Source organism: Streptomyces sp. NPDC046215 (genome assembly GCF_040646215.1).
In the GTDB taxonomy this organism is placed as follows: Bacteria; Actinomycetota; Actinomycetes; order Streptomycetales; family Streptomycetaceae; genus Streptomyces; species Streptomyces stramineus.
Genome location: NZ_JBEYZW010000009.1, coordinates 37787 through 61012, shown reverse-complemented (window position 1 = coordinate 61012; position 23226 = coordinate 37787). Strand labels below are relative to the sequence as shown.

Genomic DNA, 23226 nt, shown 5'->3' with positions numbered 1-23226 from the left:
TCGCGCGGCGGGCCCGGCGTCAGTCCCGGTACTTGGGCACCGGCGGGGCGGTGATGCCCTTGAGGTCGTGGGCGAGCCATTTCTCGTACGCCCGCATCCACGGACTGTCGCTGCCGCCCCGGCGGTAGTCCTCCAGCACCTTGTTGACCCGGCGTACCAGGTCCTCGTCCTTGAGGTTCATCGCCACGCCGTACGGTTCGGTGGTGAACGGCTTTCCGACGAGCCGCATGGACTGGTCCTGGGCGACCTGCCCGGCCGCCAGCGCGGTGTCGTTGAGCACCGCGTCCACCTGGCCGAGCTGGAGGCGCACCAGGCAGTCGAGGTGGTTGGGGACGCTCAGCAGGGTCGAACCGTGCGGCTCCGCCCGCAGCTTGGCTTCCGAGGTCGACCCCTGCGCCGTACAGACCTTTTTCCCCTTCAGCGTGTCGTCGAACGCCGTGACCGGCGAACCCTTGGGGACCATCACCTGCTGCCCGGCCTCGAAGTAGGTCGTGGAGAAGGCGACTTGCTTGATGCGGGCGCAGTTGATGGTCATCGTGCGGGCGATGATGTCCACCTTGCCCGTTTCCAGGGCGGGTATGCGCTGGCTGGTGGGGATGGCGAGAAAGATGACCTTGTCGGCGTCGCCGAGGATGTCCTTGGCGATGGCGTGCACGAGGTCGATGTCGAAGCCGCTGAGCTCACGGGTGTCGGGGTTGCGGTAGCCCCAGCGGTAGCTGTTCTGGTCGACGCCGGCGATCAGCCGGCCCCGGGCCTTGATCCGCTCGACGGCCGGGCCGTCCGGGCCGGCCGTCGGCCGCAGGCTCGCCTCGGGGTCGGTGCACGGTGCGGGCGCGGCCGCCGCTGCCGCCCGGGGGCTGCTCGCCGGCGGGGCGTCCCGCGTGCCCTCCCGGGCGGGCAGCAGCACCGCCGCCACGGCCGCCGCCGCGCAGACCGCGGCCGCCACCGCCGTGGGGACCCGCAGCCGCCGTGCCCGCCGGCCCCGCCGTGCCCGCCGCTCGTCTCCGCTCACGTGCCCGCCTCCCCCGTCACCGGTACTCCGACAGCCTGCGCCCGATGCCCAGCACCGCGGCGCCCGCCCCGAGGACGGCGAGCACGGCCGCCCCGGCCGCCAGCCCCCCGAAGGCGCCGCGCCCGTCGTCGGCCGCGCGCCGGAACTCGCTCTGCTCGTGGTCCATCGCCTGCTTCAGCTCGGTGCCCGCCCGGTCGAACGACTCGCCCGTGCTGTCCTTCTCGCCGATCACCTTCGGCAGGGCCTTTTCGTAGTCTCCGCCGTCGTCGGTGGCGCGGGCCCCGCCGTGCCGCTCCTGCCACTGCCGGACGTTCGCGACGGCCTTCTCCACGGGCTCCCGGCCCTTGGAGTCGTCGGCCAGCCGCCGGGCCCGCTCCAGCAGGGAGCCCTTCCCGGCGGCGCCGGTTCCGCCGTCGCCGACGAGCTTGCGCATGCCGTCGCGGTAGCTGGCCTCGTAGGCGTCGTCACCGCCCCGGGTGAGCACGGCGCCGCGGGCCACCAGGGTGAGGTTCTCGTCGCCGCGGGCCTGCAGGGCGCTGATCTGGGCCTCGTTGAGGACTTGGAGGGACTGGGCGCCGTGGGTGTAGGAGTCCTCCAGGCCGGCCCGGGCCACGGCGTGGCCGACGGTCAGCCAGAGCAGCCCGAACGTCGCGGCGACGGTCGCGGCGAGCATGCCGGCGTTGAAAACGCGGTGGGTGCGGAGGTAGTTGCGCCGCTGGGCCCAGCCGAGGGCGCCGAGGGCCAGGACGCCGGTCAGCAGCGCGGCCCAGGGCCAGGACTCGGCGTCGTCGTAGTCCGAGCCGAGACGGTCGGACTCCGTCTCGTACAGGGCGCGGGCGGCGGGCAGGAGTTCGTCGCGCATGCGGTCGCCGGCGTAGCGCAGGTAGGCGCCGCCCAGGGGGAGGCCCTGCCGGTTGTTGGCGCGGGCGGACTCCACCAGGCCCGTGTAGACGGGGAGGAGTTCGTTGAGCCTGGCTATCTGGCGGCGGGCCGTGGCGGAGCCCGCGGAGTTGGCGGCGGCCTTCACCAGCAGCTCGGAGGCCAGCGCGATGTCCTTCTCGTACCGCCGGCGGACCTGCCGGGGCTCCTGGCCGCCGGCGAGGAAGCCGCTCGCGGCCGTGGTGTCGGCGTCGGCGAGGGAGCGGTAGATGTCGGCGGCGTCGGCGCTCAGCGGCTGGCTGCGCTCGACGACGGCGTCGGCGGCCGCGGCCCGGTCGCTGATCTGCCAGGCGGTCACGGCCCCGAACAGCACCAGCAGCGCGGCCAGGACGGCTCCGATGATCCGGAGCCGTCCCGGCTCGGTGGTCGCGGCGGCCCGCAGGCGGTCGAGGCCCTCGCGCCACGCGGGAAGAGCGGGCGCGGGCGCCGGCGGCAGCGCTCCGCCCGGCTGCGGGTGTGACACGAGACCTCCCCCTCGGTCGCTGAGGGCTTCCTGTCACCTGATGCGGCAGGGAACAGAGGCCCGTCAGCAGTATGGCCGCAGGGACTGACAAACACACCGGTGATGGCGCGATCTTGTGCGGATCGCGGGCGTCGCCGGGGTCGGTGCCGGCCTTTCCCCTCACCACGAACGCCGGGGGCCGTTCGGTTCCCGCGGTGCCGCGGACCCGAGGGGCTGAGGGGGTGTCAGGGCCGGCGTCAGGCGTAGGTGTAGAACGCCGTGTGGTCGAGCATGGCCGCCGGAGTCACGTTGTTCCAGGGGCGCATGGTGTCGTTGAGGTCCACCACGTTCGGGGTGCCGGCGGCCGGCAGGTAGGGCGACGTGGGGTGCATGCGCTGCCAGTCGGCCCACAGCTTGTCGATGAAGCAGTGGTGGAGCCAGAAGGCCGGGTCGTTGGGGGATACGCCGGTGGACATCTGGCCGCCGATCCACACGTGGACGCGGTTGTGGATGTTGCCCTCGCCGCGCCAGCCCTCCAGGAAGTTGCGGAAGCCGCCCGCCGAGAGGCTGTTCCAGGGGGCCACGTCGTAGGTGGTCATCGCGAGGACGGTGTCCACCTGGGCGCGGGTGGGCAACTGGACGCCGCCGGCGCCGAGCTCACGCTGGAGGTAGGGGCGGCTGTCGACGCTCACCGTGATGTTCCACTTGCCGGTGGAGTAGGCGAATGGGCCGGTGGTCACCTGGGCGTCACGGCTGCGGCCGTTGCCGCCGAGGAAGTCGGCGCCCCAGATCGAGGCGGTGGCCGTGCGGTCGACGGTCCAGTCCCAGTAGGGCAGCGTCACCGAGGAGTCGATCTTCTGGAGCTCCTGCTCGAACTGGATCAGGAACTGGCGGTGCCAGGGGAGGAACGACGGTGAGCGGTGGCCCACGCGGTCGCTGTCGTCGCGGTCGCCCATGATGAACTGGTTGTGCGTGCGGACGAATCCGTCGTAGACGCCGGTGCGCTTGAGCTCCAGCAGGGCGTTGACGAAGTTGCGCTTCTCGGTTGCGGTCAGGGTCGCCTGGTTCTTGCGCACTGCCATGGTGGTTCGTGTCCTCTCGGGTGGGTGCGGGGTGGGTGGCAGTGCCGGGTCAGGCGGTGGCGATCGGGACGAGCACGGCGCCCCGGAGCTTCTCGACGGCGGCGCGGGTCACGGCGAGCGGGGTCGGGTAGGTCTCGTAGTGGTTGACGACGCTGATCCAGGTGCCGTCGCCGTTCTGCATCACGTGCAGCTCTTGGCCGTCAATGAAGGCCGAGAAGCCGCCGCCGTGGTGGGCGCCGTGGCTGCCGGGCTCCGCGGCCTTGCCGACGATCCGGCGGCCCTTGTAGACCTCGTCGAACGGCTGCGGACCCCCGTGGCCGCCGTGGCCGGAGTGGTCGGAGTGGTCGGTGCCCGCGGCGGTGCGGGTGGCGGCTATCGCGGTGGGCGCGGCCAGCGCGGCGCCGGCGACGGCTACGGCGGTGCCTCTGAGCACAAGGCGTCGGGACACGTTGGACGACACGTTGAACGACATGGGTCGAACCCCCCTGGGAAAGGCTGGAATAGGAGCACAGAAGCGTTGGTTGTCACGAATGCACCCGCAAATCCGGTTTGAAGATGGTTGCTTGTTGTATTTCGTGATCAATCCGTGCGAGCCGGATGCTCGCACGCCGGCCAGGGGGGTACGAAATGGTTGGCCGCTAACTGGACATTCGGTACATGAATGGTCAACTAGTGCCGGGGGAGAAGTTTCCGGTTCGTGTCGTTGTTGACGCTGTGTCAGGAAAATTTGCGGCCAGGAGCGCGGAAGTCGGCGATTCTTCCTGGGGTGGGCCGCTCGTGGTGACGCCTCTCACGGCGTGAACATGACGTGAAGAGTGCGGGGGAATCGCGGATTCAGCCGGAAAGCGCCGCCTCCGCGATACCGGCGGCGCCGTACGCCCGCCTACGGGTACTGCGCGCGCAGCCGGGCGTACGCCTCCGGCGGCGCCCCCAGGCGGTCGAGGCCCAGCAGCGCCGCACCGAGCACCGGCGGCGCCGTTACCACCAGCGGCACGGCCTTGGGGGCCCGCTCGGCCAGGAGCTCCACGACCCGGTCGTGCAGCAGCGGGTGCCGGGCCGCGAGCACGCCCCCGCCCAGCACCACCGGCACGGCCGTCTCCAGCAGCTCCAGCCGGGCCAGCGCCACCCGGGCCATGGCGACGACCTCCTCCGCCAGCCGGCCGACGACCGACCGCGCCACGGCGTCGCCCCCCGCCGCCACCGAGAAGAGCACCGGCGTGAGCTCGTGGCGCCGCGCCCACTCCACCCGGCCCAGGTGCAGCGCCTCGATCAGGGCGGGCATGCCGGACAGCCCGAAGTGCGCGGGGACGGCACGGGCCAGCTCGCTCGGCTTCCCGCGCCCGTCGTCCGCGCGCGCCGCCCACCACAGGGCCTCCTCGGCCAGGTGCCCGCCGCCGCCCCAGTCGCCGGAGATCCGCCCCAGGGCGGGGAACCGGGCCGTCCGCCCGTCCGCGGCCAGCCCCGAGCAGTTGATGCCCGCCCCGCACACCACGGCCACCCCGGCCCGCTCCCCCTCGCGGAGCCCCGCGCGCAGCAGGGCGAAGGTGTCGTTGGCGACGGTGACCGTACGGCCCCACCCGTGGCCCTCGACCTCGGCGGCCAGCTGCCGCTCCTCCACCGGCAGGTCGGCGTTGGCCAGGCACGCGTGGACGTGCTCCACCCGCGGCCGGCCCCCGGCGGCCCGGGTGACGATCCGCGCCAGATCCGCGACCGCCGCCGCGGTGCCGGTGCGCGGCGGCTGGAACCCCCCGCCGCGCGCCTGCCCGAGGACGGTGCCGTCCCGGGCCACCAGCGCCACGTCGGTCTTGCTGTTGCCCGCGTCGATGGCGAGCAGCGCCCCGTTCACGCCCACGCCAGGTGCTCCCGGTTGTGGGCGATCAGGGTGTCGGCCAGCCGGTCCGCGTAGTCGATCTGGCCGATCAGCGGATGCGCGAGCAGCGCCTGGAACACCCGGTCGCGGCCGCCCTTGAGCGCCGCTTCCAGCGCCAGGTGCTCGTACGCGGTGACGTTCGCGACCAGCCCGGCGAACAGCGGCTCCAGCGGGCTGACGGGCAGGGGGTGCGCGCCCCGGGCGTCCACCGTGGCCGGCACCTCGATGACCGCGTCGTCCGGGAGGAACGGCAGCGTGCCGTGGTTGAACGCGTTGACGACCTGCACGTCCCCGGTGCCGCGCAGCAGGGAAGCGGTCAGCGCGACCGCCGCCTCCGAGTAGAAGGCACCGCCCCGCTTGGCCAGCAGCTCCGGCTTCTCGTCCAGCGCCGGATCGCCGTACAGGGCCAGCAGCTGCCGCTCCATCGCGGCCACCTCGGCGGCCCGCGAGGGCTTGGTGCGCAGCTCCCGGACGACCTCGTCGTGCTGGTAGAAGTAGCGCAGGTAATAAGAGGGGACCACGCCCAGGCGGTCCAGCAGCTCCCGGGGCATCCGCAGGTCCTCGGCGACGGCCGCGCCGTGCTCGGCGAGCAGCCGCGGCAGCACGTCCTCGCCGCCGACCGTGACCGACCGCTCCCAGGTGAGGTGGTTGAGGCCGACGTGGCCCAGGGAGACCTCCTCCGGCGGGACCCCGAGGAGCCGGGCGAACTTCCGCTGGAAGCCGATGGCGACGTTGCACAGGCCGACGGCCCGGTGCCCCGCCGTCAGCAGCGCCCGGGTGACGATCCCCACCGGGTTGGTGAAGTCCACGATCCAGGCGCCGGGGTTGCGCCGCCGGACCCGCTCGGCGATGTCCAGCACCACCGGGACCGTGCGCAGCGCCTTGGCGAGCCCGCCCGCGCCCGTGGTCTCCTGGCCGACGCAGCCGCAGTCCAGGGGCCAGGTCTCGTCCTGGTTCCGGGCGGCCTGGCCGCCGACGCGCAGCTGGAGCAGGACCGCGTCCGCGCCGTCCACCCCCGCGTCCAGGTCGCCGGTCCAGGTGATCCGGCCCGGGTGGCCCTGCCGGGCGAAGATCCGCCGGGCCAGGCCGCCGACCAGCTCCAGCCGGTCCGCGGCCGGGTCGATCAGGACCACCTCCTCCAGGGGCAGCCCGCCGCCCGCCGGGTCGCGCAGCCGGGCGAATCCGTCGATGAGTTCGGGGGTGTAGGTCGAGCCTCCGCCGACCACGGCCAGTTTCATACGCGCTCCATGGGAGATCAGCCCTTTACTCCGGTGAGAGTGACGCCTTCGACGAAGGCTTTCTGTGCGAAGAAGAAGACGATGACGACCGGTGCCATGACCAGCAGCGTGGCGGCCATCGTCATGTTCCAGTCGACGCTGTGCGCGCTCTTGAAGGACTCCAGCCCGTAACTGAGCGTCCAGGCCCCGGGGTTCTGCGCCGCGTAGATCTGCGGTCCGAAATAGTCGTTCCAGCAGTAGAAGAACTGGAAGAGCGCGACCGCCGCGATGCCCGGCTTCGCCATCGGGACCACGATCCGCGTCAAGGTGCGCACCTCGCCGCAGCCGTCGAGCCGCGCCGACTCCAGGTATGCGGTGGGGATGGTGAGCAGGAACTGGCGCAGCAGGAAAATGGAATACGCGTCACCGAACGCCATCGGAATGATGAGCGGCCACAGCGACCCCGAGAGGTGCAGTTGCTGGGCCCACACCAGATACATGGGGATGACGACGACCTGCGGCGGCAGCATCATCGTGGAGATGACGAGGAGCATCGCCGTCCGGCGCCCCCGGAAGCGGAATCGGGCCAGGGCGTAGGCGACCGGCAGGGACGAGCACACGGTGAACAGGGTGCCCAGCCCCGCGTACATCAGGGAGTTCTTCCACCAGTCGAGGAAGCCGGGGGTGCGGAACACCTCCGCGTAGTTCGACCAGTGCCACTCGTGCGGCCACAGTTCGCCGCTCATCGCCTGCTCGTCGCTCATGACCGAGGTCAGCAGGACGAAGACGAACGGCAGGACGAAGAAGAGCGCGGCGGTCACGGCCACGGTGTGCACGGCTATCCAGTGCAGGACGCGCCGGTGGGTGCGCTGGGGTGTCATCGGTCAGTCCTCCGCCGTCAGCAGGCCGGCGCTCTTGCGCATCAGCAGGGAGGTGACGGCCATGGCGATGGCGAAGAGCACGAGCGAGAGCACGCACGCGGCGCCGGTGTTGAAGTTCTGGAATCCGAGCGAATAGACGAGCTGCGGCACGGTGAGCGTGGAGTGGTCCGGGTAGCCGGGCTGGATGCTGGTGCCCGGCCCGATGCTGACGCCCGAGGCGAGCTTTCCGGCGACGAGGGCCTGGGTGTAGTACTGCATGGTCTGGACGACGCCCGTGACGACCGCGAACATCACGATCGGGGTGATCGACGGCCAGGTCACATAGCGGAATGTCGCGAAGGCCCCGGCGCCGTCCAGCTCGGCGGCCTCGTACTGCTCCTTGGGCACGTCCAGCAGGGCGGCCATGAAGATGACCATCAGGTCGCCGATGCCCCACAGGGACAGCAGGACCAGGGAGGGCTTGGCCCAGGCCGGGTCGTTGAACCAGTTCGGGGCGGAGACGCCGACCGCCGACAGCGCCTCGTTGACCGGGCCCGTGCCCGGGTTGAGCAGGAAGACGAAGGCGACGGTCGCGGCCACGGGCGGGGCCAGGTACGGCAGGTAGAACGCCGTGCGGAAGAATCCGGACCCCGTCTTCACCTTGGTGACGAGCAGGCCGATGCCGAGGCCGAAGGCCACGCGGAGGGCGACCATCACCACCACGAGCCACAGGGTGTTCCACAGCGCGGGCCCGAAGAGCGGCATGCTGCCGAGCACATAGCTCCAGTTCCGCAGGCCCACGAAGGTCGGGGCCTCGATCTGGTTGTAGTGCATGAAGGAGAAATAGACGGTGGCGAGGAGCGGATAGCCGAAGAAGACGCCGAAGCCGACCAGCCAGGGGGAGAGGAAACCGAGGGTGCGCAGCCGCTCACGCGTGTGTTTGCGGCGTAGTTCGGGGGCGGTGGGTATCGCCATGGCGGGGCTCCGTCAGTTCCGGGACTGCAGGGTGTCGTCGTCTATCCGCCGGTCGAGCCGGCGCAGGCCCTTGTCGAGGTCGCGGACCCTTCCCGCCTCGCTGTCGTAGCCGAAGTCCTGGAGCGAGAGGATGTACTGCCCGCCGTTGACGGAGGGCGGCATGCTGACGCTGTGCGCGTTCTGCGCGATGTCGAGGAAGGTGCGGAACGCGGGGTCGCGGTCGAGCTTCGGCGAGGCGAGTGCCGCCTTGGTCGAGGGCACGTTGTGGATGGCGTTCGCGAAGGCGACGACCTGGTCGGTGTCCGCCGTCAGGAACTTCACCAGTTCCCAGGCGGCGTTCTGGTGCTTGCTGCTGTGCGCGATGCCGGCGACGGTGCCGGTCAGATAGCCGCGCCCGTATTTCTCCCGCTGGTCGTCGGGTACCGGCATGGGGGCCGTCGCCCACCGGAAGGACGGCCGGCGGTCGTTCAGCATCAGTCCGCGCCATTCGCCGTCCATGTGCATGGCCACCTTTCCGGTGAGGAAGGCGTTCTGCGAGGACATCTCGTCGCCGAAGGTGGTGCGGAAGGTCTCCAGCGGGCCGTAGCCGCCGAGCGCGGTGATGAGCTTCCGCTGGGTGGTGAAGAAGTCCTTCGCGGCGGTGCCCCGGGAGAGGCGGGACTTGCCCTTCTCGTCGAAATAGGCGGGGTCCCACTGGGCGAAGAGCCGGTCCGCGGAGTTCTGGTAGAAGCGGAAGTTGGGCATGTACCCCACCCGCTTGTACGAGCCGGACGCGTTGCGCTCGGTGAGTTTCACGGCGGCCCGCTGGAATTCGGACATGGTCACCGGCGGCCGGGTGATGCCGGCCTCCTCGAAGGCGTCCTTGTTGTAGTAGAGCCCGTAGGCGTCGGCGAGCAGGGGCAGTGCGCACTGCCGGCCCTCGTAACGGGTGTAGTCCAGCAGGGTTTTCGGGAAGACCGCGTGCTTGTCCATGCCGGACTTCTTCAAGAAGGGGTCGAGGTCGGCCCACATGCCCGACGAGCAGTACTGGCCGACGTTGTAGGTGGTGAACGACGACACCACGTCGGGTGTCCCGCCGCCTCCCGCGCGCAGCGCCTGGTTCACGGTGGCGTCGGTGACGTTCCCGGTCGCCTTCACCCGGATGTTGGGGTGCAGCTTCCGGAACCGGTCCAGCGAGTCCTCGATCGCCTGGACTTCCTTCTTCTCCGACCAGCCGTGCCAGAACTTCAGGGTGACGGGCCGGGTGGGGTCGTCGGTGGCGCTTCCCGTGCCCGGGTTGGCGCAGCCCATGAGGCCGGCGAGGAGCAGCCCCGCGGTCATGAGCAGCCTGACGGGCGGGGCCGGGGCGCGGTGGCGTCGCGTGCGCGGCATGACGGAACGTCCTTCGGGGCGGAGGCGAACAGACGGCGGGGGCGAACAGACGGGGGAAGAGCGGGTGAGCGGTTCAGGTCGTGTCGAACACGGCGTCGCGAGCGGCGGTGAGCGCGGTCCGGAGCGCGCCGACGAGGATGGGGGAGCCCTCCAGGGTGCTGAGCCGCAGCAGCGGCCGGGGCAGCGCCAGCCCGCTCAGCTCGGCCTCGACCAGCGCGCGCAGCCGCTCGCCGCCCGCTCGGCCGACCTCCCCGGAGAGCACCACGAGCTCGGGGTCGACCACGGCGACGACCGCCGCGAGGCCGGTGGCCAGGCGTCGTCCGAGCTCGGCGAGGACCTCGTCGCCCGGTCCGGGGGTGGCGGCCGCGCGGTCCAGGGCCTCGGTGGCGGTGGCGGCGTCGATGCCGTGGGCGCGGGCGAGGCCGACGACGGCGGGTGAGGAGATGAGCGTCTGGCAGCCCCCGCCGTCGCGGGTGAGCGGCGCGCCGGGCAGGGGCATGTAGCCGATCTCGCCCGCGCCGCCGGTGGCACCGCGCCGCAGGGCCCCGCCGAGGACGACGGCCGCGCCGACGCCGCAGTCGGCCCAGACGAGCACGAAGTCGTCGAAGTCCTGGGCGATGCCGTCGTGCTGTTCGGCGACGGCGGCGAGGTTGACGTCGTTCTCGATGACGACGGGGGTGCCCGTCGCCTCGGCGAGGTCCTCGCGCAGGGTGGGGGAGTGCCAGCCCGGCAGGTGCGGGGCGTAGCGCAGCGTCCCGGTGCGCGGGTCGAGGGCGCCGGGGGTGCCGATGACGGTGTGGTGCAGGGCGCCGCGGCCGAGCCCGGCCGCGGCGAGGGCGCCGTCGAGGGCCTCGGCGACCAGCCCGGCCGTGCGGTTGCGTACCCGCTCGGCCGCCGCCTCCGCCTGGACGCGGTGTTCGCCGAGGACGCGGCCGGTGATGTCGGCGACGACCGCGGTGATCCCCTCGGGATCCACGGCGAGGGCGGCCACGTGGGCGATGTCCGGGGCGATCTCGTAGAGGCGGGCGCTGGGGCCGGGCCGCCCGGTGACGTTCCCGGTGCCGCGGACCAGCCCGGCGGCCTCCAGGCGGCCGAGGAGCTGGGAGGCGGTCGGCTTGGACAGCCCGGTCAGCTCGCCGAGGCGGGTGCGGGTGAGGGGGCCGTGGGTGACGAGGAGGTCGAGCGCGGAGCGGTCGTTCATGGCCCGCAGCACACGCGGGGTCCCCGGGATGCCGGCCACGGCCGCCCCTGTCTGTAAGGAAGCTGTCTGGAGCTGTCTGTAAGGAAACTTTCCTATCGGGGGACGACCGTAAGCGCGCGCCGATCCGCCGTCAATGGGGCCGGCGGGGAAAACCCGGGAAAACAAGAGGGCGCCCCCGCGACGGCGTGCTGTCGCGGGGGCGCCCGGTGTCCGGGCCGGCGCTACTTGCCCAGCGCCGGGCCCGGCGCGACCTGCACCGGCGGTATCGGCGTCGCCGCCTGGGACTGCGGGGAGGCGGGGTTCGCCAGGGCGGACGGGGCGGCCACGGCCGCCGTCGGATCGGCCTCCGCGGCGGGGTCCGCATCCAGCGGGCGGCCGACGATGCGGATGCCCTCCGTGTCCAGCGCCTGCTTGATCCGCCAGCGCAGTTCCCGCTCCACGCCCAGGGCCACGCCCGGCATGGTCTTGGCCGACACCCGGATGACCACCGAGTCCAGATAGACGGCGTCCAGCCCCAGCACCTCGACCGGCTCCCACAGCCGCTCGTTCCACGGCTCGGCCTTCTGCATGTCCTCGCCGACCCGGGTGATGACCGCGCGCGCCCGGTCCAGGTCCTCGTCGGCGCGGATCTGGATGTCGACCCCCGCCGTCGCCCAGCCCTGGCTGAGGTTGCCGATCCGCTTGACCTCGCCGTTGCGCACGTACCAGATCTCGCCGTTCGCGCCGCGCAGCTTGGTGACGCGCAGCCCGACCTCGATGACGGTGCCGGTGGCCACCCCCGCGTCGACCTCGTCGCCCACCCCGTACTGGTCCTCCAGGATCATGAAGACGCCGGAGAGGAAGTCCGTGACGAGATTGCGGGCGCCGAAACCGATGGCCACACCGGCCACACCGGCGCTGGCCAGCAGCGGCGCCAGGTTGATCTTCAGGACGGACAGCACGGTCAGCGCCGCCGTGCCCATGATCAGGAAGGAGGTGACGCTGCGCAGCACCGAGCCGATCGCCTCGGAGCGCTGCCGGCGGCGCTCGGCGTTGACCAGCAGGCCGCCCAGGGCCGTGCCGTCGACGGCCTGGGCCGTGCGGTTCATCCGGGCTATGAGCTTGGTGATGGCCCGGCGGATCAGGGTCCGCATGACGATCGCGATCACCAGGATCAGGATGATGCGCAGGCTGTTGCTGAGCCAGATGGACCAGTTCTCCTCCACCCAGCCCGCGGCGTCGTTGGCCGTTCGTTGTGCCTCGTCGATGGAGCCCGGACGGGGCGTCGGATCGGCGGCCGGGGCAGCGGACCAGAACACAGCAGGAACCCTCCGTGTGGGACGCGCCCGCCACGGGGACGGCGGCGGGCAGACCCACCACACTAACGGGGCAGCGAAGATCCTCCGTTGCTCTGTTCGAGATGAGGCGTCTCCTGAGCGGGGGATGAACAGGGTGTGTTCCAAAACACCCGTGGCCCGTTACCTGGTGATGGTGGCGCTCCGACCAGGGGCCGGGGGACACTTGCAGGAGATCGTCCCGGCGCGAGCCACGCGCCGCCGGCGTACAAGGAGGCACCCGTGCCGCATGTCCTGGTCCTCAATGCGTCGTACGAGCCGCTCGGCGTCGTACCGCTCCGCCGCGCGCTCATACTCGTCCTCAATGAGAAGGCCGTCAGCCTCGAGGATTCCGGCGCCTTTATGCACAGCGCGACCTGCACCATCCCCGCCCCGAGCGTCGTACGCCTGAAGCGCTTCGTGCGGGTGCCCTTTCGGGGGCCGGTACCGCTCACCCGCCGCGCCCTGTTCGCCCGTGACGGCGGACGCTGCGCGTACTGCGGTGGCGTCGCAACCAGCGTCGATCACGTCGTCCCGCGCAGTCGCGGTGGCCAGCACGCCTGGGAGAACGTGGTGGCCGCGTGCCGCCGCTGCAACCACGTCAAGGCCGACCGGCACGTCGCCGAGCTGGGATGGAGGCTGCGGCACCAGCCGGCACCGCCGTCCGGGCTGGCGTGGCGCATCATCGGCACGGGGCATAGGGATCCGCGCTGGCTGCCTTATCTGGAGGCATTCGGCGCGGAGGACGCGATGGCCCGGATCGACGGCATTTCCGCCTGAGTCGACCGGGCCATTGTCATGTCGGCCTGCGCGGTCACGCGCGCATACGGCGATGGCCCGGTCTCAGCTCTTGCCCGGTGTCTCCCGGGCCGCGCCCGTCGCGTACGCCTCGACCTCGCCCAGCGAGTAGCCGGCCGGCGTCGCGCGCTTCTCCCCCTGGATCCGGATGAACCGGGCGTCCGGGGCGTCCATCCGCACCGACTCCACGCCGCCCCCGCTCCGCCCGACGCTCGCCGCGTCCCGCCAGGTGCGGCCGTCCGGCGAGACCTGGACGCGGTAGCGGGCGGGGTGCCCGTCCTGCCAGTGGAGCACCACACGGCCCAGCCGCACCGGGCGGGCCAGCTCGACCTGCCACCACGCGCCGTCCGCGGGCTCGGACGCCCAGCGGGTCCCGGGGTCGCCGTCGACGGCGGCCGAAGCGGGGTAGCCCGCCGACGTCTGCCCCGAGGAGCTCGCCTTCGCCCCCCGCGCCAGGTCCGGCCCGCCGGCCGGCGGGTAGGCGCGCACCGTCAGGGTCCGCTCCTGGCCACCGAGCCGGACGGGCACGGTGAAGGTGCGGGCGGGGGTGCCGGCCGGGACGAACAGCTCGATGCGGGCGGTGGCCACGCCGCCGCGCGCCACGGACACCTCCGGCGGCGCCTTCACGGTGACGCCCCGGGGCGCCTCGACCGTGAGCTTCTCGCGGGTCGCCTCCGGGCGCCGGTTGATCATCCGGGCCTCGACGGCGGCCGGCTGCCCGCCGATCTCCGCGTCCGCGTCACCGCGGGTGAGCTCGAAGTCGGCCGAGGGCGTGTCGGCGAGCCACGGGGTGATCTCGTGGACGGCCGGCGGCGTGCCGGTCCCGTCCCACACCAGGCGCAGCGCGTCGGCCCGCACGCCCTTCGCCGCCGGCTGGGTCCAGCCGCTCTCGGAGACGGTGCCCAGCGGCTGCCAGCCCTTGGCCGGGTCGTGGGCCTCCACCGTGCCGCGCACCCCCCGGGCGGGCGTGGTGAGCACGGTCACCGCCGACAGCGGGTGCGTGCCCGGCAGCCGTACGGTCAGCGGGGTGCCGGGCGCCGGGGTCCCGGCGGTGGCCGGGAGGCCGTCGGTGGCCTCGCCCGCGGTGCGGACCGGCCGGTCCACGCCCGTCCAGCCGTTCGCCCGGACGAGCGCCTGGTCCAGGAACGGCGTCAGCACCCCCTTGCCGACCGTCACCCGGTCGGCGGTGATCCGCTCGCGGAGCCGCTGCACGTCCAGCTGCGCCCGCCAGCCCTCGGCGCCGTCGCCCCGCGCCTGGGCGGTGAGCATGTCCACGGCCCGCTCGCCGGCCTCGCCGTGCCGCGCGAGCTGCTCCAGCCACGGGCGCACCTCGCCGTCGAGGCCGGCCGGGGTCCGGGCCAGGTCCCGCGGTGCCTCCCGCATCGTGCGGAAGGCGCCGCGCAGCCGGTCCGCCGCCGTGGTGAGCCGGGCCGGGTCCGTGCCGGACAGCGCCGCCCAGAAGTCGTCCAGCAGCGGCCGCAGATAAGCGGACTCGGATCCGCCGAGCACCGAGGACGCGTCGTTGCCGGCCAGCGCCCGCAGCGCCTCCCGCGCCCGGCCGTCGGGGCCCGCGAGGTCGTCGACGGCCGCCCGCCAGGAATCCTGGGGGCGATAGCCGCGGGGGTTCCAGGCGTAGTCGGCGGCCGTGAACAGCGGGATGCGGGACGCGGCCGGCTGCGCGGAGGCGTTGGCCAGCAGCGCCGCGGAGCCCGCCGCGACGGCCGGCTCCCGGCCGGTGTACGGGCCGAGGAAGATACGGTCCTGCGCGAAGTCGTTGACCGGGTAGTTGTCCATGGTCACCAGCGGGTGCCCGAACGCGGCCCGCGCGTCGGCCAGTTCACCGCCCGTGATGGTCTTGGGCACCACCCCGACGCCCGTCCAGGCCACCTCCACCCGCGGGTCGAGGAGGTCGGCCAGCGCCCGCCGGAACGCCGTCCGCCCGTCCTGGTAGTACTCCGTCGGCAACAGCGACAGCGGCGCCGCCTCGGGGCCCTTGGCCGCCAGGTGCCGGGCGAGCACCCCCGCGACCTTCGCCTGCGCCTTCGCCGCCGCCTTCGGGCCGCGCCCGAACTCCTCGGAGTCCGCGCCGCAGTGCCACTCGCTGTAACTCACGTCCTGGAACTGGAGCTGGAAGGCCCGCACGCCCAGCGCCCACATCCCGTCGACCTTGCGCTTGAGGTCCCGCAGGTCGCGCTCGGAGGAGAAGCACATGGACTGCCCCGGGGAGAGCGCCCAGCCGAGCGTCACGTGGTTGCGGCGGGCGCGCTCGGCCAGGGCACGGAACTCCGCGCGCTGCTCGGCCGGGTAGGGGGCGCGCCAGCGGGCCTGGCGGTAGGGGTCGTCGCCGGGCGCGTACAGATAGCGGTTCTGCTTCGTCCGGCCCAGGAAATCGATCTGGGCGAGCCGCTGTTCCCGGCTCCAGGGCCGGCCGTAGAACCCCTCGGTCAGACCGCGCACCGCCGTGCCCGGCCAGTCGCGGATCACCACGCCGGCGAAGGCGCGGCCGCCGGCCTCGGCGGCCCCGCTGTCCGGGCCCACCGCCAGCTGCCGCAGTGTCTGGGCCGCGTGGAAGAGCCCGTCCGCGCCGACCCCGGCCAGCGCCACCGTCGGCCGGCCGTCGACCTGCCCGGTCGCCAGCCGGTAACCGCCCGTGGGCAGATCGCCCACCGCGGGGGCACCGAGCTTGCGCAGGGCGTCCTCGGCGCTCTTTCCGTCCGCGTGCACGATCAGCCCGCGCGGCGGCGGGGTGCCGCCGGGCTCGGCGTCCACGACCGTGCGGGCGCCCAGGTCGCGCAGCAGCGCGCGGAGCGCCTCGACGGCGTACGGGTCGGTGCCCCGCTCGGCCATGACGGTGACCTCGGCACCGATCGGGACGGGGGAGCCCACGGCGCGCGAGCTCTGGGGGCGGGGCCACACCGGGGGCGGTGCGCCGTCGCTCTCCCGGTCGGGAGCGGCCTGCGCGGGGCCGTCCGGCCGGGGCGCGGCGAGGGCGTCGCCCGACCCGCCGAGCAGCCCGCCCAGCAGGGCGGCCGCCAGGACCGTGGCCCCGGCCCGGCGGGGGTGGCCGGAAGAGCCGGAAGAGGGGGACGGCAGGGGGCGAACGGGGTGAACGGGAGGATCCGCAGGGGAGTTGCTGCCCCGGAAGTGCACAGCCGTCTCCTCGCCCCTCGGTGGCACGGCCCCTCGGTGTCGTGCCGGTGGGGGCGACCCCATCACCAGCCGGTGTACGTGTCAACGCGCGTGACCGAAGTGCGTGCATTGCCCGGCGCGTCGGTGGGTGCACGCGCATTCGAGGGGTGCAAAAGGGGTGGACGGCGGGACGGGAGGGAGGAGGGGGTGCCTCAGATCCGTACGTCTGCGACCGCCGCGAGTGGGTAGGGCAGACGTGACCCATTGCCGTCCACCTCGGGAGGCCCCTGTGGCCGCGTCCGCTGAACTCCTGCTCTCCGGCCTCACCGGCCTGTCCGGTCTCCACGGCCTCAACGGCCTCGACGACCCCTCCGGCCTCGCCGAGTACGCGGACCTCCCCGGTCCGTCCGATCTATCCGATATACCCGAGACCGTGGAGCCCCCGCTGACCAGCGAGCCGCCGCTCGCCGACGCCACCCCGCTCACCAGTGAGCCCCCGCTCACCACCGAAACCCCCCTCACCAGCGAACCGGCCGGGGCCATGGTCTCCGGCACGGAGACAGCGGAGGTCTGAATGGGCCGAGCGCAGCTCGCCGACCTGCATGGCGTCACCACCTCCTACGAGCCCGTGCCCGGCCGGAGCGCGCCGGTCCCCGAGGACACCGTCGTCGCCGTCCTCGCCGCCCTCGGCGTCGACGCCTCCACCCCGCGGGCCGTCAAGGACGCCCTGGAGGCCCACGCCCAGGCCGGGCACCGCCGCCTGCTGCCCGCGACGGTCGTCCTCCGCGCGGCGCCCGGCCGGGCGCCGCACGCTCCCCGGCGGGGGCTGCCCGCGCTCCCGGAGGGCACCACGCTCCGGGTGGACACCGAGGACGGGGGCAGCGAGCCCTGGGAGGCCGCGGCCCTGTTCGGGGCCGCCCCCGCCGCGGGCCCCGCCGGTGAGCTGCCCCTCGGCCGGCACCTGCTGCGCGCCCACGCCCCCGACGGCCGGACCGCCACCGCCTCCCTGATCGTCGCCCCGGAGCGGCTGCCCGAGCCCCCCGAGCGCGGCCACGGCTTCCTCGTGCAGCTGTACTCCCTGCTGTCCGCCCGCTCCTGGGGCATGGGCGACCTCGGTGATCTGACGGAGCTCGCCGCCTGGTCCGGGCGCACCTTCGGCTCCGACTTCGTGCAGGTCAACCCCCTGCACGCGGCCGTGCCCGGCGCCCCCACGGACCCCTCGCCCTACCGCCCGTCCTCCCGGCGCTTCCCCGACCCGGTCTATCTGCGGATCGAGGACGTCGCCGAGTTCGCCTACCTCACGGGTGAGGCGAGGGAGCGCGCCGGCCGGGCGGCCTGCCGGGCCGCCGCGCTGCGCGACGCCGTCCTGCACGACGGCGCGCTCATCGACCGGGACGCCGTCTGGGCCGCCAAGCGCGAGGCCCTGGAGCTGCTGGCGGCCGTGCCGCTCGGCCCCGGGCGGCGGGCGGCCTACGACGCCTTCGTGGCCGAGCAGGGCCAGGCGCTCGACGACCACTCCACCTGGTGCGCCCTGGCGGAGGTGTACGGCCCCGACTGGCGGGCCTGGCCCGGCGCCCTGAAGGACCCCCGCTCCGCCCGCACCGCCCGCGCCCGCGGCGAGCTCCTGGACCGCGTCGACTTCCACTGCCGCCTCGCCTGGCTCACCGACCAGCAGCTGGCCGGCGCCCAGCGGGCCGCCCGGGAGGCGGGGATGCGCGTCGGCCTCGTCCACGATCTGGCCGTGGGCGTCCACCCGCACGGCGCGGACGCCTGGGCGCAGCAGGACGCGTTCGCCGCCGGGATGTCCGTCGGCGCGCCCCCCGACGCGTTCAACGCCCGGGGCCAGGACTGGGGCCTGCCGCCCTGGCGCCCCGACGCCCTGGAGGCCACGGGCTACGGCCCGTACCGCGATCTGCTGCGGGCCCTGCTGAGGCACGCGGGCGCGCTGCGCGTCGACCACGTGATGGGCCTGTTCCGGCTGTGGTGGGTGCCGCGGGGCATGGAGCCGCACCAGGGGACGTACGTCCGCTACGACCCGGAGGCCATGCTCGGGGTCCTCGCCCTGGAGGCCCACCGGGCGGGCGCGGCCGTCCTGGGCGAGGACCTGGGCACCGTCGAGCCGGGCGTGCGGGAGGCGCTGGCCGAGCGGGGGGTGCTGGGGACGTCGGTGCTGTGGTTCGAGCGGGATTACCGGGCGGGAGAGGAGGGCGGGGCCAGCGAAGACGGTGGGGCCGGTGGGAAAGGCGGGTCTGCCGAGCCGCTGGAGCCCGGCCGCTGGCGGCCCGGGTGCCTGGCCACCGCCACCACCCACGACCTGCCGAGCACCGCGGCCCGCCTGACCGGCGACCACGTCGAGCTGCGGCACCGGCTGGGGCTGCTGGGCCGCCCGCTGGCCGAGGAGCAGCGGGAGGACGCCCGGGACGTGGCGGAGTGGCTGGCGCTGTTCGGCCGGCTGGGGTTGCTGCCGGAGGGACGGGCCGACGAGGAGGCGGCGATCCGGGCCGTGCACCGCTATCTGCTGCTGACCCCCGCGCGGCTGATCGGCGTCTGGCTGCCCGACGCGGTGGGGGACCGGCGGCCGCAGAACCTGCCGGGCACGTGGGACGAGTACCCGAACTGGCGGCTGCCCGTCGCGGACGCGGCGGGCCGGCCGGTGACGCTGGAGGAGCTGGCCGCCTCGCCCCGGCTGCACGCCCTGATGGAGGACGTGCGGGCCGCCCGCAGGGGCCCGTGACCGCGAGGAGATACCTCAAGGGCCACCCCGGACGCGCGGGGTGCGCGCGGGTCCGATACGTTGAGCCCGTGAGCAATAAGGTCAACAAGAACGCCGTGCGTGCCGGTGCCATCGCCACCGGCACAATGCTGATGCTGCTGATGTCGTCCCCCGCGTTCGCGCTCACCCGCGACGACGGTGACGACCCGGGTCCGGGCCTGAACCTGATGGACACCCTCGGCCTCTACGTCGCCGCGCCGATCGTCCTCTTCCTGGTGATCGCCGGCCTGGTCATGGTCGCCGCCAGGCACTCGGACAACCCCGCCACTCACGACACCCACCACCCGCGCACGCGCTGACTCCGCCGCCGCCCCGCGCGGCGCCCCCGAGCACCGAGCCCGGCGTCTTCCGGTCCGAACAGGACCGGAAGACGCCGGGCTCTTTCGCGTTCCCGGCCGGTTTTCCGGTGTGAAGGGGCCGGAACCGGACGCGGGCCGAAAAGAAGTGGAGCTCAATATTCCAGCAGGTCTTGCCGTTTACCGCTGCCTTAACCTACGGTGTCGTAACCTACGGATGCGTAAGTAAGATCGTCCCCCACCCCGCTGGAGCTGTCTGTGACCATCGCCCCCCTCCGCCACCACGCCCGGGCCGTATGGAGCGACAGCCGCCTGTTGTACGCCCTCGAAGAGGTCGTCGAGGCCGAGCTCAACCGGCACCTGAAGGTGGCCAAGGAGTGGATGCCGCACGAGTACGTGCCGTGGAGCGACGGCCGTAACTTCGACGGGATCATGGGCGGCGAAGCCTGGGCCCCCGAGCAGTCCAAGGTCACCGACATCGGGCGCACCGCCCTGATCGTCAACCTCCTGACCGAGGACAACCTCCCCAGCTACCACCACGAGATCGCCTCGCTCTTCGGACGCGACGGCGCCTGGGGCACCTGGGTCCACCGCTGGACGGCGGAGGAGGGCCGGCACGGCATCGTCATGCGCGACTACCTGCTGACCTCGCGCGCCGTCGACCCGGTCGCGCTGGAGCGGTTCCGCATGCAGCACATGTCCGAGGGCTTCGAGTCCGACAACCGGCACAGCATGCTGCACTCGGTCGCCTACGTCGCCTTCCAGGAGCTGGCCACCCGCATCTCGCACCGCAACACCGGCCACCACTCCGGCGACCCGGTCTGCGACCGCATGCTCGCCCGGATCGCCACCGACGAGAACCTGCACATGGTCTTCTACCGCAACCTCCTGGGCAAGGCGTTCGAGCTCGCGCCCGACCAGACCATGAGCGCCGTGCGGGACGTCGTCGTCGACTTCCGGATGCCCGGCCACGGCATCCCCGGCTTCGAGCGCGCCGCCGCCCAGATGGCCATCGGCGGCATCTACAACCTGCGCATCCACCACGACGACGTGCTCCAGCCGGTGCTGCGCTTCCTGAAGGTCCTCGACATCACCGGGCTCGGCCCGGACGGGCTGCGCGCCCAGGAGGAGCTCGGCCTGTACATGGGCGGCCTCGACGACCAGGCCACCAAGTTCGACGAGCGCCGCGCGGCCCTGCTCGCCCGGCGCCGCGCCAGGGCCGAACAGGACAGCTGACCCCTCCCGCCCGCGAGCGGGAAAACGCCGAGGGCGCCCCGGCCGGTGAACGGCCGGGGCGCCCTCGTGCCCGGGGAGGCGTCAGGCCGCGGCGTCCGCCGCCTGGGCCTTCAGCGCCCGCTCCACGCCCGCGCGGGACTCCGTCACCAGCCGGCGCAGGGCCGCGTTCGGAGCGGCCGACGCGAGCCACGCGTCCGTCGCGTCCAGCGTCTCCTTCGAGGCCAGCAGCGCCGGGTAGAGGCCGACCGCGATCTGCTGGGCGATCTCGTGGCTGCGGCTCTCCCACAGGTCCTTGACCACCGCGAAGTACTTCCCGCTGTACGCGGCGAGCAGCTCCCGCTGGTCGGCCTGCACGAAGCCGCCGATGACCGCCTCCTGCATCGCGTTGGGCAGCTGGTCGGACTCCACGACCGACGCCCACGCCTCGGCCTTGGCCTCGGCCGTCGGCCGCGCGGCACGGGCCGACGCGGCGTGCCGCTCGCCCGCCGAGGTCCGGTCGCGCTCCAGCTCCGCCGCGATCGCCTTCTCGTCGGCCCGGCCGGTCGCGGCCAGGCGCTCCAGCAGCGACCAGCGCAGGTCGGTGTCGACGGCCAGGCCCTCGATCGCCTCGGTGCCGTCCAGCAGCCCCTGCAGCAGGTCCAGCTGCTCGCCGGTGCGGGCCGTCGCGGCGAACGTCCGCGCCCAGGCCAGCTGGTGGTCGCTGCCCGGCTCCGCCGCCCGCAGCTGCTCCAGGGACGCCTCGGTCCAGCGTGCCAGGCCCGTCTCGCGCCAGGCCGGGTCCGCGTACAGCTCCAGGGCCAGCTTCGTCTGCCGCTGCAGCGACTGCACGACGCCGATGTCCGACTCCTTGGTGATGCCGGAGAGGACGAGGGCGAGGTAGTCGCGGGTGGCCAGCTCCCCGTCGCGCGTCATGTCCCAGGCGGACGCCCAGCACAGCGCGCGGGGGAGGGAGGCGGTGAAGTCACCGAGGTGCGCGGTGACGACCCGCAGGGACTCCTCGTCCAGCCGCACCTTCGCGTACGACAGGTCGTCGTCGTTGAGCAGCACGACGGCGGGCCGCTTGCGGCCCACCAGGGCCGCGACCGGCGTCAGTTCGCCGTCGACGTCCAGCTCGAACCGGTCGGTGCGCACCAGCTTCCCGGCCGCGTCCAGGTCGTAGGCGCCGATCGCGATCCGGTGCGGGCGCAGGGTCGGCTCGCCCTGGGCGCCGGCGGGCAGCGCCGGGGCCTCCTGCCGGACCGCGAAGGACGTGATCGTGCCGTCCTCGGCGACCTCGATCTCCGGGCGCAGGACGTTGATGCCGGCCGTCTCCAGCCACGCCTTCGACCAGGTCTTCAGGTCGCGCCCGGAGGTCTCCTCCAGCGCGCCCAGCAGGTCGCTCAGGCGGGTGTTGCCGAACGCGTGCGCCTTGAAATACGCCTGCACGCCACGGAAGAACTCCTCCTCGCCCACGTACGCGACGAGCTGCTTGAGCACCGACGCGCCCTTGGCGTACGTGATCCCGTCGAAGTTGACGAGCACGTCGTCCAGGTCGCGGATGTCCGCCATGATCGGGTGGGTCGAGGGCAGCTGGTCCTGCCGGTAGGCCCACGTCTTCATGGAGTTGGCGAACGTCGTCCACGAGTGCGGCCACCGCGAGCCGGGCGCCGCCGCCTGGCAGGCGATCGAGGTGTACGTGGCGAACGACTCGTTCAGCCACAGGTCGTTCCACCACTCCATGGTGACCAGGTCGCCGAACCACATGTGCGCCAGCTCGTGCAGGATGGTCTCGGCGCGGGTCTCGTACGCCGCGTCCGTCACCTTCGAGCGGAACACGTACTGGTCGCGGATGGTGACCGCGCCCGCGTTCTCCATCGCGCCCGCGTTGAACTCCGGCACGAACAGCTGGTCGTACTTGGCGAAGGGGTAGTCGTAGGCGAACTTCTCCTCGAACCACTCGAAGCCCTGCCGCGTCACCTCGAAGATCGCGTCCGCGTCGAGGAACTCCGCCAGCGAGGGACGGCAGTAGATGCCCAGCGGGACGCTGCGCCCGTCCTTCTCGTACACGCTGTGCACGCTGTGGTACGGGCCGGCGATCAGCGCGGTGATGTACGTGGAGATCCGCGGTGTCGGCTCGAAGCGCCAGATGTTGTCCGCGGGGCGCTCGGGCGTCGGGGAATTGGAGATCACGGTCCAGCCCTCGGGCGCCTTCACCGTGAACCGGAAGGTCGCCTTCAGATCGGGCTGCTCGAAGGACGCGAACACCCGGCGCGCGTCCGGCACCTCGAACTGGGTGTAGAGGTACGCCTGCTCGTCGACCGGGTCGACGAACCGGTGCAGCCCCTCACCGGTGTTGGTGTACGCGCAGTCCGCGACGACCTTCAGCTCGTTCTCCCCGGCCAGCAGGCCCGGCAGCGCGATCCGGCTGTCCGCGAACACCGCGTCCGCGTCGAGCGCGACGCCGTTCAGCACGACCTCGCGCACGGCCGGGGCCACCAGATCGATGAACGACTCCGCGCCCGCCTCGGCCGCCGTGAACCGCACCACCGTCGCGGAGCGGTACGTACCGCCCTCCTGGGCGCCGGACAGATCGAGGTCGATCTCGTAGGAGTCGACGGTGAGCAGCTGCGCCCGCCGCTGCGCCTCTTCGCGGGTCAGGTTCGTTCCAGGCACCTGGGCATCTCCTTGACATCGTGACTTTCCGCCCATCCTTCCACGGAGACCCCACCGGTG

Annotated in this window: 18 protein-coding genes; 5 read left to right on the top strand and 13 right to left on the bottom strand. The window is 73.1% G+C overall.

Annotated elements, in window-relative coordinates; all coding sequences use genetic code 11:
* Positions 1 to 19 precede the first annotated feature (19 nt).
* The 11 genes from ABZ951_RS06310 to ABZ951_RS06260 all read right to left on the bottom strand — a co-directional run bounded on the left by ABZ951_RS06310 (position 20) and on the right by ABZ951_RS06260 (position 12267).
* The gene (locus tag ABZ951_RS06310; protein ID WP_361279190.1) at positions 20 to 1012 is read right to left on the bottom strand and encodes a glutamate ABC transporter substrate-binding protein; all 993 of its coding nucleotides are present in this window, start codon (positions 1010 to 1012) and stop codon (positions 20 to 22) included.
* A gap of 16 nt (positions 1013 to 1028) precedes the next feature.
* Positions 1029 to 2414, bottom strand: coding sequence for a hypothetical protein (locus ABZ951_RS06305; protein WP_344095281.1), 1386 nt, complete (start codon positions 2412 to 2414; stop codon positions 1029 to 1031).
* Between the two features lie 236 nt (positions 2415 to 2650).
* On the bottom strand, positions 2651 to 3475 hold the full coding sequence (locus ABZ951_RS06300) for a tyrosinase family protein (RefSeq protein WP_344095283.1): 825 nt from the start codon (positions 3473 to 3475) through the stop codon (positions 2651 to 2653).
* A 49-nt stretch (positions 3476 to 3524) separates the two neighbouring features.
* Positions 3525 to 3947, bottom strand: coding sequence for a tyrosinase cofactor (locus ABZ951_RS06295; protein WP_344095285.1), 423 nt, complete (start codon positions 3945 to 3947; stop codon positions 3525 to 3527).
* Positions 3948 to 4358: 411 nt separating this feature from the next.
* A complete protein-coding gene (locus tag ABZ951_RS06290) occupies positions 4359 to 5327 on the bottom strand; it encodes a BadF/BadG/BcrA/BcrD ATPase family protein (RefSeq protein ID WP_344095287.1) in 969 nt (322 codons plus the stop codon).
* Entirely contained in the window at positions 5318 to 6583 is a 1266-nt protein-coding gene (locus ABZ951_RS06285) for a 6-phospho-beta-glucosidase (protein WP_344095289.1), read from the bottom strand. Before ABZ951_RS06285 ends, ABZ951_RS06290 begins: the two co-directional genes overlap by 10 nt.
* A gap of 17 nt (positions 6584 to 6600) precedes the next feature.
* Positions 6601 to 7443 (bottom strand): carbohydrate ABC transporter permease, encoded by an 843-nt coding sequence (locus tag ABZ951_RS06280; protein WP_344095291.1) that lies wholly within the window; start codon positions 7441 to 7443, stop codon positions 6601 to 6603.
* A gap of 3 nt (positions 7444 to 7446) precedes the next feature.
* The gene (locus tag ABZ951_RS06275) at positions 7447 to 8397 is read right to left on the bottom strand and encodes a sugar ABC transporter permease (RefSeq protein ID WP_344095293.1); all 951 of its coding nucleotides are present in this window, start codon (positions 8395 to 8397) and stop codon (positions 7447 to 7449) included.
* 12 nt (positions 8398 to 8409) lie between these two features.
* A complete protein-coding gene (locus tag ABZ951_RS06270) occupies positions 8410 to 9768 on the bottom strand; it encodes an extracellular solute-binding protein (protein ID WP_344095295.1) in 1359 nt (452 codons plus the stop codon).
* Positions 9769 to 9841: 73 nt separating this feature from the next.
* Positions 9842 to 10969: an ROK family transcriptional regulator gene (locus ABZ951_RS06265; protein WP_361279182.1), complete on the bottom strand. Its 1128-nt coding sequence runs from the start codon at positions 10967 to 10969 to the stop codon at positions 9842 to 9844.
* 221 nt (positions 10970 to 11190) lie between these two features.
* Positions 11191 to 12267 (bottom strand): mechanosensitive ion channel family protein, encoded by a 1077-nt coding sequence (locus ABZ951_RS06260; protein WP_344095299.1) that lies wholly within the window; start codon positions 12265 to 12267, stop codon positions 11191 to 11193.
* A 258-nt stretch (positions 12268 to 12525) separates the two neighbouring features.
* Here ABZ951_RS06260 and ABZ951_RS06255 point away from each other — a divergent pair, with 258 nt between their 5' ends.
* Positions 12526 to 13062, top strand: a complete 537-nt coding sequence (locus ABZ951_RS06255) for an HNH endonuclease (protein ID WP_121798258.1) — start codon at positions 12526 to 12528, stop codon at positions 13060 to 13062.
* Between the two features lie 63 nt (positions 13063 to 13125).
* Here ABZ951_RS06255 and ABZ951_RS06250 read toward each other — a convergent pair whose 3' ends face one another.
* Positions 13126 to 16116: a beta-N-acetylglucosaminidase domain-containing protein gene (locus ABZ951_RS06250; RefSeq protein ID WP_344095314.1), complete on the bottom strand. Its 2991-nt coding sequence runs from the start codon at positions 16114 to 16116 to the stop codon at positions 13126 to 13128.
* Between the two features lie 382 nt (positions 16117 to 16498).
* Here ABZ951_RS06250 and ABZ951_RS06245 point away from each other — a divergent pair, with 382 nt between their 5' ends.
* The 4 genes from ABZ951_RS06245 to ABZ951_RS06230 all read left to right on the top strand — a co-directional run bounded on the left by ABZ951_RS06245 (position 16499) and on the right by ABZ951_RS06230 (position 20514).
* The gene (locus ABZ951_RS06245) at positions 16499 to 16783 is read left to right on the top strand and encodes a hypothetical protein (protein WP_344095302.1); all 285 of its coding nucleotides are present in this window, start codon (positions 16499 to 16501) and stop codon (positions 16781 to 16783) included.
* Positions 16784 to 18943, top strand: coding sequence for a 4-alpha-glucanotransferase (malQ, locus tag ABZ951_RS06240; protein ID WP_344095304.1), 2160 nt, complete (start codon positions 16784 to 16786; stop codon positions 18941 to 18943).
* A gap of 68 nt (positions 18944 to 19011) precedes the next feature.
* Entirely contained in the window at positions 19012 to 19281 is a 270-nt protein-coding gene (locus tag ABZ951_RS06235) for a hypothetical protein (protein ID WP_344095306.1), read from the top strand.
* A gap of 255 nt (positions 19282 to 19536) precedes the next feature.
* Positions 19537 to 20514, top strand: coding sequence for an acyl-ACP desaturase (locus ABZ951_RS06230; RefSeq protein WP_344095308.1), 978 nt, complete (start codon positions 19537 to 19539; stop codon positions 20512 to 20514).
* Between the two features lie 81 nt (positions 20515 to 20595).
* Here the strand turns inward: ABZ951_RS06230 and pepN are convergent, their stop codons facing one another.
* Positions 20596 to 23166, bottom strand: a complete 2571-nt coding sequence (gene pepN / locus ABZ951_RS06225; protein ID WP_344095310.1) for an aminopeptidase N — start codon at positions 23164 to 23166, stop codon at positions 20596 to 20598.
* Between the last annotated feature and the right edge of the window lie 60 nt (positions 23167 to 23226).